Source organism: Streptomyces luteolus (assembly GCF_029968015.1).
Lineage (GTDB): Bacteria > Actinomycetota > Actinomycetes > Streptomycetales > Streptomycetaceae > Streptomyces > Streptomyces luteolus.
Window position 1 is genome coordinate 13,517 of sequence record NZ_JASCIS010000059.1, and the last position, 14,861, is coordinate 28,377.

Here is a 14,861-nt window from a genome sequence, read left to right on the forward strand (position 1 = left end):
GCCGCCGCCGATACCGCCCCCGACCGCCCACACCGCCGACATCGCCGACATCACCAACACCGCCAACACCGTGGACAGATCGGGGGTTGGTGTCGACAGTGGGTGGCATGACCATTGATTTGGGTTCCGTCTCCCCGGAGGCCGGGCCTCTGCCGCCGTTCGAGCCGCCGTACTACGCCGTGATCTTCACGTCACTGCGTACGACCGGGGACAGGGGGTACGGCGAAACGGCCGGGCGGATGGAGGAGTTGGTGCGGGAGGTGCCCGGGTTCCTCGGAGTGGAGTCGGCGCGGACGCCGGGCGGGCTCGGCATCACTGTCGGCTACTTCAAAAGCGAGGACGCCATCGCGGACTGGCGTTCGCGTCTGGAGCATCGCGCGGCGCAGGAGCGCGGCAAGGCGCAGTGGTACGAGAGCTTCTCGGTGCACGTCAGCAAGGTGGAGAGGAGTTACGGCTTTGTGCGGCAGGACGGGCAGGACGGGTAGGACGGATAGCACGGGTAGCACGGGTAGCACGGGTGAGAGTGATCGTCGTGAGCGGGACGAGGTGCGGGCGTTCTGGCAGCGGCTCGGGGTGCCCGGGCTCGTCGACGTCCATACGCACTTCATGCCCGAGCGGGTGCTGCGCAAGGTCTGGGCGTACTTCGACAGTGCCGGGCCGCTCACCGGGATGGAGTGGCCCATCGCGTACCGGCGGGACGAAGAGGAACGGCTCGCGGTGCTGCGGGAGTTCGGGGTGCGGGCGTTCACGGCGATGCTCTATCCGCACAAGCCCGGCATGGCGTCCTGGCTGAACGGCTGGGCCGCCGAGTTCGCCGGGCGTACGCCGGACTGCCTGCACACGGCCACGCTGTTTCCCGAGGACGGCGTGGAGACGTATGTGCGCGAGGCGGTCGAGGCGGGGGCGCGGGTCTTCAAGTCCCATGTGCAGGTGGGGGGTTACGATCCGGCGGACGAGCGGCTCGACCGGGCGTGGGGCCTGCTCGCCGAGTCCGGCACGCCGGTGGTGATGCACTGCGGATCCGGGCCGCAGCCGGGCAAGTACACCGGGCCCGAGCCGGTGGGGCGGGTGCTCGCGCGCCATCCGCGGCTGCGGCTGATCGTGGCGCACATGGGCATGCCGGAGTACGCGGACTTCCTGGACCTGGCCGAGCGGTACGCGGAGGTGCGGCTCGACACCACGATGGCGTTCACGGACTTCAGCGAGCGGCTCAGCCCCTTCCCCGCCGCGGAGCGGGCCCGGCTCGCCGACCTGGGGGACCGGATCCTGCTCGGCACGGACTTCCCCAACATCCCGTATCCGTACGTCCATCAGCTCGACGCCCTGGAGCGGCTCGGGCTCGGGGAGGAGTGGCTGCGGGCGGTGTGCCATGACAACGGGGCGGGGTTGTTCGGGCTCGGGCCCGGACTCTGAGAGGGGGCACGCATCCCTGGGCCAGTCCCGTGCCCCGGGACCCTGGGCCAGTCCGGTGCCCCGGGACCCTGGGCCAGTCCGGTGCCCCGGGACGTTTCTCAGGAAATTCACAGGTTCGCGCAAGGGTGCTCTCAGAGGGCCCGGTCAGGGTGGCGCGTATGACCACGAGCTCCGAACCCCGTACCGAACTGCTCAGGCCCGACGGCAGCCCCGTGCGGGTGCTTGTCGTCGACGACGAGTCGTCCCTGACCGAGCTGCTCTCCATGGCGCTGCGCTACGAGGGCTGGGAGATCCGGACCGCCGCCGACGGCGCGGGGGCCGTGCGGGCGGCGCGCGCGTTCCGGCCCGACGCCGTCGTGCTCGACGTGATGCTGCCCGATATGCACGGGCTCACCGTCCTCGGCCGGCTGCGGCGTGAACTGCCGGACGTGCCCGTGCTGTTCCTCACCGCCAAGGACGCGGTGGAGGACCGGATCGCGGGGCTTACGGCGGGCGGCGACGACTATGTGACGAAGCCGTTCAGCCTGGAGGAGGTCGTGGCCCGGCTGAGCGGACTGATCCGCAGGTCGGGGGCGGCGGCGCGGCGCACCGAGTCCGTGCTCGCGGTCGGCGATCTGACCCTTGACGAGGACAGCCACGAGGTCACGCGGGGCGGCGATTCGATCCACCTCACGGCCACCGAGTTCGAGCTGCTCCGCTACCTGATGCGCAATCCGCGGCGGGTGCTGAGCAAGGCGCAGATCCTGGACCGGGTGTGGAGCTACGACTTCGGGGGCCAGGCCAACGTCGTCGAGCTGTACATCTCGTATCTGCGGCGGAAGATCGACGCCGGGCGGTCGCCGATGATCCACACGCGGCGCGGCGCCGGCTACCTGATCAAGCCCGCGGAGGCGGCCGCGGCATGACCGGCCCCGGGCAGGTCTGACCGGGCCCCGGGCAGGTATGACCGGGCCGCGGACCGGCATGACCGGGCCCCGGAGACCGGCATGACCGCTCCCGGACCGGTACGACCGGCCCCCGCGCCGGCCCCCGCGCCGGCCCCCGGCCCGGTTCCGCCCCCGCTCGCTCCGCACTCGCCTCGTCGTCAGCGCCATCGCGCTGATCGCCCTGGTGTGTGCGGTGATCGGGACCGTCACGACCGTAGGTGATCGCGGTCGTCGCGTTCGCGCTGACGCCGGTCGCCGCGCTGATGTTCCGCTTCAACAACCCGGACGCGCTGCTCGCGCTCCTGATGACGGTCACGGTGTACTGCGTGCTCCGTGCCGTGGAGCACGGCCGCACCAAGTGGATGGTCTGGGCGGGCGTCGCGGTCGGGTGCGCGTTCCTGACGAAGACCTTGCAGGCGTTCCTGATCCTGCCGCCGCTCGCGGTCCTGTACGCGGTGTGCGCCCCGACGACCGTACCCTGGAGGTTCGGCCAACTCGCCCTGTCCGCGCTGGCGTTGCTGGGGTCGGGCGGCTGGTGGGTGGCGATCGTGGAGCTGTGGCCCGCGTCCTCGCGCCCGTACGTCGGCGGCTCGCAGAACAACTCCTTCCTTGAGCTGACCTTTGGCTACAACGGCCTCGGCCGGATCAACGGCGGCGACCAGGGCAGGGGCGGCGGCCCCGGCGGCACCTCAACGTCGGCCCTCACGAGCTGGGTCACGGAGAACTTCACCCAGGTCACCGTCGACGGCGCGACGCTCTACGACCTCACGCGGAAGAAATAGCTGTACGGCGTAAGAGAGTCTCTTGTACGGTGTATGGGAAAGTCATGTACACCGTACAAGAGTTTCCAGGGGGCACCGCCGTGACGCCGAAGACCGACCAGCCAGGTCAGCCAGGTCAGCCAGGTCAGCCAGGTCAGGCCGGTAAGAGAGATCAACCGCCGCGTTCCCCTGCCACCGTCACCGCCACCACCACCGACCCCGGCGGCCACCCGCAGCGCTGGCTGATCCTCGGTGTCATCTGCCTGGCGCAGCTCACCGTGCTGCTCGACAACACCGTCCTCAGCGTCGCGATCCCCTCCCTCACCACGGAGCTGAACGCGTCCACCGCCGACATCCAGTGGATGATCAACGCGTACTCCTTGGTCCAGTCCGGGCTGCTGCTCACCGCCGGCAACGCCGCCGACCGGTACGGCCGCAAGAAGATGCTCACCGCCGGACTCGCGCTGTTCGGCATCGGCTCGCTCAGTGCCGGACTCGCCCAGACCAGCGGGCAGTTGATCGCCGCGCGGGCCGGGATGGGCGTCGGCGGCGCGCTCCTGATGACGACCACCCTTGCCGTGGTCATCCAGATCTTCAGCGAGGCCGAACGCGTCAAGGCCATCGCCCTGTGGGCCACGGTCGGCTCGCTCGGCTTCGCCGCCGGGCCGCTGATCGGCGGCGTGATCCTGAACCACTACTGGTGGGGCGCGATCTTCCTCATCAACATCCCGGTGGCCCTGCTCGGCCTGGTCGCCGTGATCAAGCTGGTGCCGGAGTCCAAGAACCCCCAGGGCGAACGCCCCGACCTGCTCGGCGCGCTGCTCTCCACGATCGGCATGGTCTCCCTCGTCTACGCGATCATCGTCGGGCCCGAGCACGGCTGGGCCTCGGCGCAGGTCCTGGTCCCGGCCGCCGTCGGCGTCGTGGTGCTCGCGCTCTTCGCGCTCTGGGAGCTGCGCACCCCGTACCCGATGCTCGACATGCACTTCTTCCGGAACCCGAAGTTCGTGGGCGCGATCGCCGGTTCGCTGCTCGTGGTCTTCGGCATGGGCGGCTCGCTGTTCCTGCTCACCCAGCACCTTCAATTCGTCCTCGGGTACGAGCCGTTGGAGGCCGGGCTGCGGATGGCGCCGCTGGCCCTCACGATCGTCGGCCTGAACCTGTCCGGGCTCGGCCCGAAGGTCGTCGTCAAGCTGGGCACGCCCCGTACGGTCGTCCTCGGCATGACCATGGTGGCCGCCGGGCTCACCTCCATCGCCCTGCTCGGCGGCGGCACGGAGGGTTCGTACGGCGGGATCCTGCTCGGCCTCGTGCTGTTCGGGGCCGGGATGGCGGTGTCCCAGCCGGCCATGGCCAACGCGATCATGAGCGCGATCCCGGCGGAGAAGGCGGGCGTCGGCGCGGGCATCAACGGCACGCTCGCCGAGTTCGGCAACGGGCTCGGGGTGGCGGTGCTCGGCGCGGTCCTGGGCGACCGGTTCGCGGCGCTCGTCGCGGTGACGGCGGCCTCGCTGCCTGCGGCGCTCGCGGCGGCGGACAGCGCGGCCCAACGGCAGCAGATCGCCGACGCGTTCGCCTCCGGCCTGCAGACCAGCCAACTGGTCGGCGCGGCAGCGGTGTTCGTGGGCGGGCTCGTGGCGGCGGCGATGCTGGCACGGGCGGAGCGGAAGGAGAAGGCAGCCCGTCCGGCGCTTGAGGACGAGGTCGGAGGCCGATGATCCAGCCTGTCCGGCGTTTGAGGACCAGGCCGGAGGCCGAGAGGGAGCGGGGTGTGGGGGCGCAGCCCCAGGTACGGTGCCGAGCAGAAACGGTACTTGCACGACGACGTAAGAGGGGCAAGAGCATGGTCAGCGCAGCGAACCGCGCCAGGAACCCGGCGCGCTCCAGCGTCTGGCTGGAGGACAGGGCCGCCCGGCCGGGAAGCAGCCGCAAGGCGGAGCAGCCGGAAGGGCTCGACCGCGACCGGATCGTCGCGACCGCCGTCCGCCTCCTGGACGCGGAGGGCCTCGGCAAGCTCTCCATGCGCCGCATCGCCACCGAGCTGAACGTCACGGCGATGTCCTTGTACTGGTACGTGGACACCAAGGACGACATCCTTGAGCTGGCCGTCGACGCGGTCTTCGGCGAACTCCCGCTCACCGACCCCGAGGACGGCCAGGACTGGCGCATCCACCTGCGCCGCCTGGCCGCCGACTACCGCGAGGTCCTGGTCCGGCACCCCTGGGTGTCCACGATCGTCAACGCGTATCTGAACATCGGCCCGCACTCCGTCGCCTTCGCGGAGACCGTCCAGAAGATCATCCGCGCCACGGGTCTGCCCCCGCGGGCGCGGTCGGGGGCGACGGCCGCGGTCTTCCAGTTCGCGTACGGATTCGCCACGATCGAGGGCCACTTCATCCAGCGCTGCGCCGCGTCGGGCATGACCCCGGACGAGTTCTACGGCGACGCGATCGATGCCTTCCAGGACGAACCGCAGCTCGCCGGCCAGATCGACGAGGTCAAGGACGTCATCGCGGCGCACTCGGGAAGAACGGTGGCCGAGATCTGGGCGGACGACTTCGAGTTCGCGCTCGATGTGATGGTTGCGGGGGTCGAGGAGATGGTGCGGCGGGCGGAGGGGTAGTCCTCCCGGGGCGCGCGCCCAGCACCGTCGACTCGGTCACCGCGGTCGCTGCGGTCGCCTCGGTCACCGCGGTCGCTTCCCCTCCCCGCCCCTTCCCGAAAGACCAAGCGTCGGGGGGCTCAAGCCTAGCGAGCTCTGGCCACGGGGGACGGGCCCAAGTACAGCGGGATCCTGTGCACGAGGTGGGGCCCTGTTTCACCGGCGTCCGGTGCATGGGAGGTGGGCCGGATTTCAGCCCGTCCGGCGTTTGAGGACGAGCCCGAAGGGCGATCGGGGGTCCAGGGCGGAGCCCCGGCCGAGATGTTCCGGTCAGCGGAGAGCCCTGGGGCGAGCCGTCGGCCCGCCGGGTCAGCAGGATCGCGGGGTGGCGTGGCCCGACTACCCCGCACCCGGCAGCGACTCCCCCCGCACCGCCTGAATGTCCAGCTCCACCCGCAGGGTCGCGCCGATCGCGGAGATCCCCGCCTGCACGACCTGGTTGTAGTTCATCGCGAAGTCCTCACGGCGCAGCTCGGCCGTGGCGTGGAAGGCCGCCCGCAGTCCGCCCCACGGGTCGGGCCCGGTGCCGAGGTAGGACAGGTCCAGGTCGACGGGACGGACCACGCCGTGCAGTGACAGCTCGCCGTGCACGGTCCAGCGGTCGGGCCCCGCGGCGGACACGGACGTGCTCGCGTACCGGATCTCCGGGAACCGCTCCACGTCCAGGAAGTCCGGCGAGACCAGGTGCTTGTCGCGCATCCCGTTGCCGGTGTCCACGGACGCCGAGCCGATCACCGCGTCGACACGGGAGGCCAGCGGGTCCTCGGCGATCTCGATCCGGCCGCCGAACTCGGTGAACCGGCCGTGCACGCTGGAGATGCCCAGGTGCCGGGCGACCGCGCCCACCGAGGAGTGCGCCGGGTCCAGGGTCCACACCCCGGGCGGCGGCAGTTCGAAGCCGCCCTGCCGGGTCAGCGTCACCGTGCCGAGGTCGGCCCGGCCGCCCGCCGAGACCAGCGCCGTGGCGGCCGCGGGGGTGTAGCCGACGGCGGTGACGATCGCCGTGTAGGGGCCGGGCGGGAGCGAGTCGCCGCGTACGACGCCCTCCTCGTCCGCCTCGGCGCGCAGCACCTGGGTGCCGCGCATATCGGTCAGGGTGACGATGGCGTGCTGCACGGCCCACCCGTCACGCGTACGAATCCGTGCGCTGAGTCCCACGTTCCACTCCTCGCCAAAGGTCGGGGGAAAACCCCGCAAACTACGTGCTGTGCCTAAAAGTGCGGGGCCCGGCGGGCCGTCCCCTGCCCGCCGGGCCCCTTTTCCCGCCGGTCGCCGTGCCCGCCTCCGCTCGGAGCGGACACGGCGACCGGAGTCATGAACTCCGCGACCGGAGTCCCGAACTACGCGTGCCGAACTACGCGTCCCGAACTACGCGTCCCGAACTACGCGTCCCGAACTACGCATCGGGGTGCGCGAGTTCGATGTCGTGACCATCCGCGCCGCTACCGCTGACCGTCAGCGCCATCGCCGCCGGCGGGTAGCCGCTCGCCATGACCGTGTACTCGCCGCTGTCCAGGTCGGTGAAGGCGTACGCGCCGTCCTCACCGGTCGTCGCCGTCGCGACCACGTTCCCGGCCGCGTCGACCAGGGTGACCCGCGCGTCCCGCAGCGGTCCGCCCGCCGCGAGCACGGTGCCCTGCACCCGCGCCCCGGCCTGCAGCGCCACCTCGACCCGGGTGACGCCCTGGCCCGCCACGTCGACGGGGAGCGCGAGCGGCCGGTGGCCCTCGGCGTTCACGGCCAGGGTCACGGGGCCCGGGACCAGCTCGCCGAACGCGAACTCGCCCTGCTCGCCGGTCTGCCCGGTGGCCAGCACATCGCCGCGCACATCGGTCACGACGACCATCGCGCCGACCACGGGCTTCGCCCCGTCCGCCGTATGCACCACACCGGCCAGGCCGCTGGTGCCGCTGAGCAGCATGTCGTACGCGAGCGGCTCGGTGGAGATGACGACGGTGGAGGCCTGCGGCTGGAAGCCGTCCGCCGAGGCGATCAGGACGTACGAACCGGCGCCGGGGGCGTCGAGGACGTAGCCGCCGTCGTTCTGGGCGATGGTGCGGCCCAACTGGCGTCCGCCGAGTGAGATCAGCGTGACCGCGGCCCGGGGGACCCCGGCGCCGTCGCCGCCGCGGACGACGCCGCGTACCTCGATGCCGGCCGTACTCTGCACGATCGTCTGCGCCTCCTCGGGCTGCGGGGTCGGGATCGAAACCGGGGTCGGGATCGAAACCGGGGTCGGAGCCGGGGCCGCGGTCGGGGCCGTGTCCGTGGCGGGGGTCTCGGCCGAGGCGGTCTTCGTCAGCGCCGCGCCGGTCTTCAGCGGGACCTCCTTGATGAACAGGGTCAGCAGGAGGGCGAGCAGCGCGGCGGGCGCCGCGAACAGGAAGACATCGGCGACCCCGTGGCCGTACGCGCTCTCCATCACGGTGCGCAGCGGCTCGGGGATCTTGTCCAGGTCGGGGATGCCGCCCCCGCCGGTGCCGCCGTGCGAGGCCGCGTTCGCGGCCTTCGGGCCGAGCTCGGCGATGCCGTCCTTGACGTAGTCGGTGACGCGGGTGGCCATGACGGCGCCGAGCGCCGAGACGCCCAGCGCACCGCCGAGGGACCGGAAGAAGGTGACGACGGAGCTGGCCGCGCCGAGGTCGCTCGGGTCCACCTGGTTCTGGGTGCAGAGCACGAGGTTCTGCATCATCATGCCGATGCCGAGACCCATCAGGGCCATGAAGATCGCGATGTGCCAGTACTCGGTGTCGTACCGCATCGTGCCGAGCAGGCCCATGCCCGCCGTCACCAGGACACCACCGCTGACCAGCCACGCCTTCCACTTGCCGGTCTTGGTGATCACCTGCCCCGAGACGGTGGAGGAGATGAACAGGCCGCCGATCATCGGGATCGTCATGACCCCGGACATCGTCGGCGACTTGTCCCGGGCCAGCTGGAAGTACTGGCTGAAGAACACGGTGCCGCTGAACATCGCGATGCCGACGAAGAGCGAGGCGAGCGAGGCCAGGGTGATCGTCTTGTTGCGGAAGAGCCGCAGCGGAATGATCGGCTCGCGCGCCTTGCTCTCGACGAAGACGAAGATCAGCGCGAGCAGCACCGAGCCGCCGACCATGACGTACGACTGCCAGGACAGCCAGTCGTACTTGTCCCCGGCGAAGGTCACCCAGACCAGGAGCAGCGAGACGGCCGCCGAGATGAAGAAGGCACCGCCCCAGTCGACCTTGACGTCCCGCTTCACGACGGGGAGCTTCAGGGTCTTCTGCAGCACGATCAGCGCGACGACGGCGAAGGGCACGCCGACGTAGAAGCACCAGCGCCAGCCCCAGTGGTCGGTGATGACACCGCCGAGCAGCGGACCGCCGACCGTGGCCACGGCGAAGGTCGCACCGAGGTAGCCGCTGTACCGGCCGCGCTCCCGCGGCGAGATCATCGCGGCCATCACGATCTGCGCGAGGGCGGAGAGACCGCCGACGCCGATGCCCTGCACGACACGGCAGGCGATCAGCATGCCCGGGTCCTGCGAGAGGCCCGCGACGATCGAGCCCGCCATGAAGATGACGAGCGATATCTGGACCAGGAGCTTCTTGCTGAACAGGTCGGCGAGCTTGCCCCACAGCGGGGTCGTCGCCGTCATCGCGAGCAGCGAGGCCGTGACGACCCAGGTGTACGCGGACTGGCCGCCGCCGAGGTCGGAGATGATCTCGGGCAGGGCGTTGGAGACGATCGTCGACGAGAGGATCGCGACGAACATGCCGAGCAGCAGGCCCGACAGCGCCTCCATGATCTGCCGGTGCGTCATGGGCGCGGCATCCTGCTGACCGGACTGTCCGCCGTGGCCTCCATGCTTGGCATGGCTGCCCCGCACACCGGCTGGTGTGGTCGTTGCCATGGACTTCCTTTGCTTACGCGGGTGTACGGGTGGGCGAAGTGTGGGAGCGGGTCTGCCGGCACTCGCCGAAGCTGCCGCGCAGCCGGGCGAGCAGGGCGCTGAGCTGGTCCACGTCGTCGTCGGACCAGTCCCGCAGGTAGTGGGCGAGCGCTGCCGTGTGGCGCTCGGAGAGGGTGCGGAGCATGTCCGAGCCCTCGGCTGTGAGGCGCAGGATGCGGGAGCGCCGGTCGTCGGGGTCGGGGGACCTCTCGATCCAGCCGCGGTCCGCGACGTGCGCGACATGGCGGCTCGTCACCGACATGTCGACGGCGAGCAGCTCCGCGAGCCGGCTCATCCGCATCTCGCCGTATTTGTCGAGGAGGGCGAGGACGGCGGCCGATCCGGCCGGGCACTCGACCGGAAGCGTCCGGGCGAGTTCTCGCTTGACGGCGCCGATGGCGCTCAGCTGGCGACCGAGTTCCTCGTACCGAGGTGGTGCGGCCATGGCCACCCTTCCACTATTTGTTGCTTAGAGCAACGATAGAAGCAGTTGGTTGCCGAAGGCAAATTGAAAGGGGGGCTCACCCGCTAAAAACCTGGCAATGCTCAGGCAAAGGGACGAGCCGTACGCGACGGCGACGGAGAGTCACCCAGGGCTTGGGCGGAACCCCTGGATTCGCTAGGGTCCTGCCCCATGGCACACAACCCCCACGCCCCGCAGGGCCCCCAGGGCGGCAACGACCCCGCGGGCAGCACGCAGATGTTCCGCGCCTTCGTCGAGGAGGGCGAGCAGCAGAGCCCGCAGGCCCCGCGCGGCGGCTGGTCGGCCGGCAAGAAGGCGGCGGTCATCGGCGGCGTCGTCGTCCTGCTGCTGGTGTTCGCGTTCCTGTCCTTGCCGAACCGCCCCTGGACGATCTTCTAGAGCCGTACGCTCAGTCCCACTTCACCGAGACGTCCTGGGTCTCGATATGCATGCCGAGCGGTACGCGCCAGGCGTCCACGCAGAGGTTCCAGGACTCGGTGACGGACTCACCCGGCCCGATGGGCGCCGGAAGCTTGCGTTCCGACTCAAGGGTGGCCCAGTCGACGCCCAGCCCGCCGATGACATGCGTGCCGAAGGTGACGGTCCCCGAACGCACCGGTGAGCCACCGGTGTTGCGGAACTCCACGGTCACCTTCTCGCACCACCGGTCCTTGAGCGCCTTGCGTACGGGCTCGCCGGTTTCGAGCAGGGCGGGGCCGGACGGCTTCTCGCTCTCCTCGCCCGGAGTCGAGGGCTCGGTGGAACTCCCGCCCTCGGAGCCGGAGTTGCCGCCCGCGGGGCCCTGCCCGGGCGAGCCGGGGCCGGACGAGGGCGGGCCGCCGGAGGGGTCGTCCGTGGGCGCGCCGCCCTCCGTACCGCTGCCAGAGCCGGAACTTCCGCTTCCGTCACCGGAGTTGCCGGACTCGGAGTTGCCGGACTCGGAGCCGCCGGGCCCGGAGCCACCGGACCGGGGCGGCTTCTTCTCCCCGTCCTCACCCTCCAGCGGCACCATCCGCACCTCGCCCGTCGGCGGGGCCGCGCGCTGCCCGGTTCTGTCGGGTGTGGCTCCCGCGGCGCCGATCGCCACGTATCCGTCGTCGCCCTCGGACGAGTCACCTCCGCAGGCGGCGAGCAGGGTTCCCAGACACACGACAGCCACCGAGGCCGTAGTCACGGCGCCTCGGCGGCTGCGTGCCCAAGCGATACCGGCTCGTGCTCGTGTCATCGCGCCAGTGTGGCTGACGACCTGTCAAATAAGAACCCCAGGGCGGCTGTTCAGTCTTGGATCAGGCCCTCGCGGAGCTGTGCGAGGGTCCGGGTGAGCAGGCGCGAGACGTGCATCTGGGAGATGCCGACCTCCTCGCCGATCTGCGACTGCGTCATGTTCGCGAAGAAGCGGAGCATGATGATCTGCCGCTCCCTGGGCGGGAGTTTGGCGAGCAGCGGCTTCAGCGACTCGCGGTACTCCACGCCTTCGAGCGCGCTGTCCTCGTACCCGAGCCGGTCCGCGAGCGAGCCCTCGCCGCCGTCGTCCTCGGGTGCCGGGGAGTCGAGGGAGGAGGCGGTGTACGCGTTGCCGACCGCGAGGCCGTCGACCACGTCCTCCTCGGACACGCCCAGGACGGCGGCGAGTTCGGGCACGGTCGGCGAGCGGTCCAGCTTCTGCGCCAGCTCGTCGCTCGCCTTGGTGAGGGCGAGCCGCAGCTCCTGCAGCCGGCGCGGCACGCGCACCGACCAGCTCGTGTCCCGGAAGAACCGCTTGATCTCGCCGACGACGGTCGGCATCGCGAACGTCGGGAACTCCACGCCGCGTTCGCAGTCGAAGCGGTCGATCGCCTTGATCAGGCCGATGGTGCCGACCTGGACGATGTCCTCCATCGGCTCGTTGCGGCTGCGGAAGCGCGCCGCCGCGTACCGCACCAGCGGCAGGTTGAGCTCGATGAGCGTGTCGCGGACGTACGCGCGCTCCGGGCTGTCCTCGTCCAGCGCGGCAAGCCGCAGGAACAGGGAACGGGACAAGGTGCGGGTGTCGATGGCTGTCGAAGGTTCCTGACGCAGCGCGGCAGGTGCACCGGGGTCGCTCTTCGTGAGCGTGAGCACCTTCGAGCTGCCCTGTTCTGCGGACATGCCACCCCCTTGAGGTCGCGGACGGTCGCGGCGGGCGCTCCGTCTTCAGGAACGCAGCCTCCACCTGAATACCGGTCATGAGGCCGCGGCAAACGCGGTTCCCGCAGAATGTCACATGTCGGCAACACGCTGTAGCGCCAAGTCGACAAATCTGTGCAGGAAAAGGCCGGTCTGCGGCATTTCTGTCGGCAAGCCCCAAGATCGGGCTCCACTCTTCCCGGTGGCCGCTCGCTCCCTTGTACGGAACCCCGGCCTGTGCGGGTGTGCCGGAGTATGCCGCGCAGTCGGGGGAGGTGGGAGGGAGTACGAGGGGCGCACGGTGGCAGGCGGAGGGGGAAGCCGCCCGCGCGTCGGCCCCGCAGGGCTACGCGTCGATGCGGTTGGCGGACCGCAGCCGCGCGAAGCTGCGGGCGAGCAGCCGCGAGACGTGCATCTGCGAGACCCCGAGCTCGGCGCTGATCTGCGACTGCGTCAGGTTGTTGTAGTAGCGCAGGAGCAGGATCCGCTGTTCGCGCTCGGGAAGTTGGACAAGCAGGTGCCGTACGAGGTCGCGGTGCTCGACGCCGTCGAGCGCGGGGTCCTCGTAGCCGAGCCGGTCGAGCAGTCCGGGCAGCCCGTCGCCCTCCTGCGCGGCCTCCAGGGACGTCGCGTGGTACGAGCGTCCCGCCTCGATGCAGGCCAGCACCTCGTCCTCGGTGATCCGCAGCCGCCCGGCGATCTCGGCGGTCGTGGGGGAGCGCCCGTACGCCGTGGTGAGGTCCTCCGTGGCCCCGGTCACCTGCACCCACAGCTCGTGCAGCCGGCGCGGTACGTGCACGGTGCGGACGTTGTCGCGGAAGTACCGCTTGATCTCGCCGACGACGGTGGGCATCGCGAACGTCGGGAACTGCACGCCGCGTTCCGGGTCGAAGCGGTCGATGGCGTTGATCAGGCCGATCGTGCCGACCTGGACGACGTCCTCCATCGGCTCGTTGCGGCTGCGGAACCGGGCCGCCGCGTACCGCACGAGCGGCAGGTTGGCCTCGATCAGCGCGGCCCGCACGCGGCCGTGCTCGGGGGTCTTGGGCGTCAGGTCCTTGAGTTGGGCGAAGAGCACCTGGGTCAGTGCTCGGGTGTCCGCGCCCCGCTTCTTGGCGGGAGATGCCTCGGCCGCCCCGCCCGTCGCCCGCGCCCCGTCCTGTGGGGCGTCCTGGGGCGGCACTTGAGGTGCAGTACTGGCCGGCACGGTCAACGCCACCCCTTTTCGCCGCGAACTGTCCTGATCGAACTGGTCCGATCGAACCGTTCCACTCATCCGTCAAAAGCGGTCATAGCATCACAAGACATGTGCACTGTGTGCAAGCACCCGATAACGCCGTGTTGAGGGCAAGTTGGGGTCAAACGTACAAAAGACCCCTCACCGATTCTGGTGAGAGGTCGTACGAGCGTTGCCTACTGCACGAGTTGAGTCATGAAGTCGCCGACGCCCTGAGCGGCGTCGGATATCCCTTGGAAGCCCACCAGGACGAGGTCGGCGGCCCGCTCGGGGGAGGTGATGATGGTGTAGAAGACGAAGACGATCACCACGTAAAGGGCGATCTTCTTGGCGTGCACCACGTCCCGGCCTCCCCTGCCTGTTCCCTGTCCCCGCGTGCAGTCGGGTGAGTCTAACGCGCCGTCCGGATCACGCCAGTGGCCGCACGCCCCGGCGCCCGCGCCCCCGAGCACGCGCCGCCGTCGAGCCGCTCACACGGTATTTAAGGACCAACGACCCGCCTCTCCAGGCCCTTTGCCCGGCCCCGAGCGGCCGCCGGCGCCGCACTATGGAGGAGAGCCCGGCGGATCTGGCAGGAATCCGCAGGGTTAGGGACCCGGCTCCACTGCGGGGTTCACGTCGCGCGCTTCCCCCTGACTGCGACGTGGACTTGAGAGCCCGGTCCTCATCGGGGGAAGCGGCTTGTCCCCCCGATGCCGCTTCCCCCGGCCTCCTCGTACGAGAGCCCCGGCGCACGGGTCATGGCGCCGGGGCTCTTCTGCGTCTTCTGCGTACGTCTGGCGCTTTCTGCGTACGTCTGGCGCGTCAGCTGAGCCTCTCGGCTCGCGCCTGCTCGATCAGCTCCGGGTACGGGTCCTCGTCGTCCAGGTCCGAGCCGTGCAGGACGCGGATCGACCACGGGACGGGGCACGGTGACGCGTGGTCGGGGTCGGGGCAGAGCAGCCGGGTGATCTGCTCCTTGACCTGCTCGGCCTGCCGCTCGGTCGCGTAGATCCCGAGGCGCACTTCCCAGACGCTCGGGTCCTGCTGCGGTTCCTCGGACATCGCTCACCTCTCCGCTGGGCCCGAGCCGTCGGTCCGGCTCGTCGGCTCCCCCCAGGGTGCGGTGCCAACACCCTCCCGCGCGCGGGAAAAAACGAAGGGGCCCTGATCCGTTCGCACGGATCAGGGCCACTTCCCTGAGCGGTAGCGGTGGGATTTGAACCCACGGTGACGGGTTACGCCACACTCGCTTTCGAGGCGAGCTCCTTCGGCCGCTCGGACACGCTACCGAGAGAGACTCTAGCCCAAAGGTGCCCGTGCGCCGAAATCGGTATCTCCGGT

14 protein-coding genes, 1 tRNA gene and 1 pseudogene are annotated in these 14,861 nt (G+C 70.3%); 7 read left to right on the forward strand and 9 right to left on the reverse strand.

Annotation, left to right across the window (positions count from 1 at the left end):
* The first annotated feature begins 107 nt into the window (after positions 1 to 107).
* From QIT00_RS34720 to QIT00_RS34745, 6 genes and pseudogenes are all read left to right on the forward strand, one after another.
* Complete coding sequence (locus QIT00_RS34720; protein WP_282539478.1) at positions 108 to 485, forward strand: antibiotic biosynthesis monooxygenase family protein; 378 nt, start codon at positions 108 to 110, stop codon at positions 483 to 485.
* Between the two features lie 61 nt (positions 486 to 546).
* A complete protein-coding gene (locus tag QIT00_RS34725; RefSeq protein ID WP_282539479.1) occupies positions 547 to 1,413 on the forward strand; it encodes an amidohydrolase family protein in 867 nt (288 codons plus the stop codon).
* A gap of 158 nt (positions 1,414 to 1,571) precedes the next feature.
* Entirely contained in the window at positions 1,572 to 2,318 is a 747-nt protein-coding gene (locus QIT00_RS34730) for a response regulator transcription factor (RefSeq protein ID WP_282539480.1), read from the forward strand.
* Between the two features lie 251 nt (positions 2,319 to 2,569).
* Positions 2,570 to 3,025 (forward strand): annotated as a pseudogene (locus QIT00_RS34735) (ArnT family glycosyltransferase); the annotation flags it as partial.
* 317 nt (positions 3,026 to 3,342) lie between these two features.
* Positions 3,343 to 4,818, forward strand: a complete 1,476-nt coding sequence (locus QIT00_RS34740; protein WP_282539509.1) for an MFS transporter — start codon at positions 3,343 to 3,345, stop codon at positions 4,816 to 4,818.
* Positions 4,819 to 4,943: 125 nt separating this feature from the next.
* The gene (locus tag QIT00_RS34745; RefSeq protein ID WP_282539481.1) at positions 4,944 to 5,723 is read left to right on the forward strand and encodes a TetR/AcrR family transcriptional regulator; all 780 of its coding nucleotides are present in this window, start codon (positions 4,944 to 4,946) and stop codon (positions 5,721 to 5,723) included.
* Between the two features lie 378 nt (positions 5,724 to 6,101).
* On the opposite strand, the gene QIT00_RS34750 is transcribed toward QIT00_RS34745, so the two are convergent.
* The 3 genes from QIT00_RS34750 to QIT00_RS34760 all read right to left on the reverse strand — a co-directional run bounded on the left by QIT00_RS34750 (position 6,102) and on the right by QIT00_RS34760 (position 10,138).
* Positions 6,102 to 6,920: a YceI family protein gene (locus QIT00_RS34750; protein WP_282539482.1), complete on the reverse strand. Its 819-nt coding sequence runs from the start codon at positions 6,918 to 6,920 to the stop codon at positions 6,102 to 6,104.
* 238 nt (positions 6,921 to 7,158) lie between these two features.
* Positions 7,159 to 9,654 (reverse strand): MFS transporter, encoded by a 2,496-nt coding sequence (locus QIT00_RS34755; RefSeq protein WP_282539483.1) that lies wholly within the window; start codon positions 9,652 to 9,654, stop codon positions 7,159 to 7,161.
* A gap of 13 nt (positions 9,655 to 9,667) precedes the next feature.
* The gene (locus QIT00_RS34760; protein WP_282539484.1) at positions 9,668 to 10,138 is read right to left on the reverse strand and encodes a MarR family winged helix-turn-helix transcriptional regulator; all 471 of its coding nucleotides are present in this window, start codon (positions 10,136 to 10,138) and stop codon (positions 9,668 to 9,670) included.
* A gap of 189 nt (positions 10,139 to 10,327) precedes the next feature.
* Between QIT00_RS34760 and QIT00_RS34765 the strand changes: the two genes are divergently transcribed.
* Positions 10,328 to 10,555 carry a hypothetical protein gene (locus tag QIT00_RS34765; protein ID WP_282539485.1) on the forward strand — a complete coding sequence of 76 codons (228 nt, stop codon included), beginning with the start codon at positions 10,328 to 10,330 and terminating at the stop codon, positions 10,553 to 10,555.
* A 10-nt stretch (positions 10,556 to 10,565) separates the two neighbouring features.
* Here the strand turns inward: QIT00_RS34765 and QIT00_RS34770 are convergent, their stop codons facing one another.
* From QIT00_RS34770 to QIT00_RS34795, 6 genes are all read right to left on the reverse strand, one after another.
* Positions 10,566 to 11,306, reverse strand: a complete 741-nt coding sequence (locus QIT00_RS34770) for a hypothetical protein (RefSeq protein WP_282539486.1) — start codon at positions 11,304 to 11,306, stop codon at positions 10,566 to 10,568.
* Between the two features lie 125 nt (positions 11,307 to 11,431).
* The gene (locus QIT00_RS34775) at positions 11,432 to 12,283 is read right to left on the reverse strand and encodes an RNA polymerase sigma factor SigF (protein WP_282539487.1); all 852 of its coding nucleotides are present in this window, start codon (positions 12,281 to 12,283) and stop codon (positions 11,432 to 11,434) included.
* Between the two features lie 364 nt (positions 12,284 to 12,647).
* A complete protein-coding gene (locus QIT00_RS34780; RefSeq protein ID WP_282539488.1) occupies positions 12,648 to 13,508 on the reverse strand; it encodes an RNA polymerase sigma factor SigF in 861 nt (286 codons plus the stop codon).
* A 206-nt stretch (positions 13,509 to 13,714) separates the two neighbouring features.
* Positions 13,715 to 13,879 (reverse strand): hypothetical protein, encoded by a 165-nt coding sequence (locus QIT00_RS34785; protein WP_282539489.1) that lies wholly within the window; start codon positions 13,877 to 13,879, stop codon positions 13,715 to 13,717.
* Between the two features lie 463 nt (positions 13,880 to 14,342).
* Entirely contained in the window at positions 14,343 to 14,582 is a 240-nt protein-coding gene (locus tag QIT00_RS34790; RefSeq protein WP_282539490.1) for a hypothetical protein, read from the reverse strand.
* 139 nt (positions 14,583 to 14,721) lie between these two features.
* A tRNA-Ser gene (locus QIT00_RS34795) sits at positions 14,722 to 14,809 on the reverse strand.
* Positions 14,810 to 14,861: the final 52 nt, after the last annotated feature.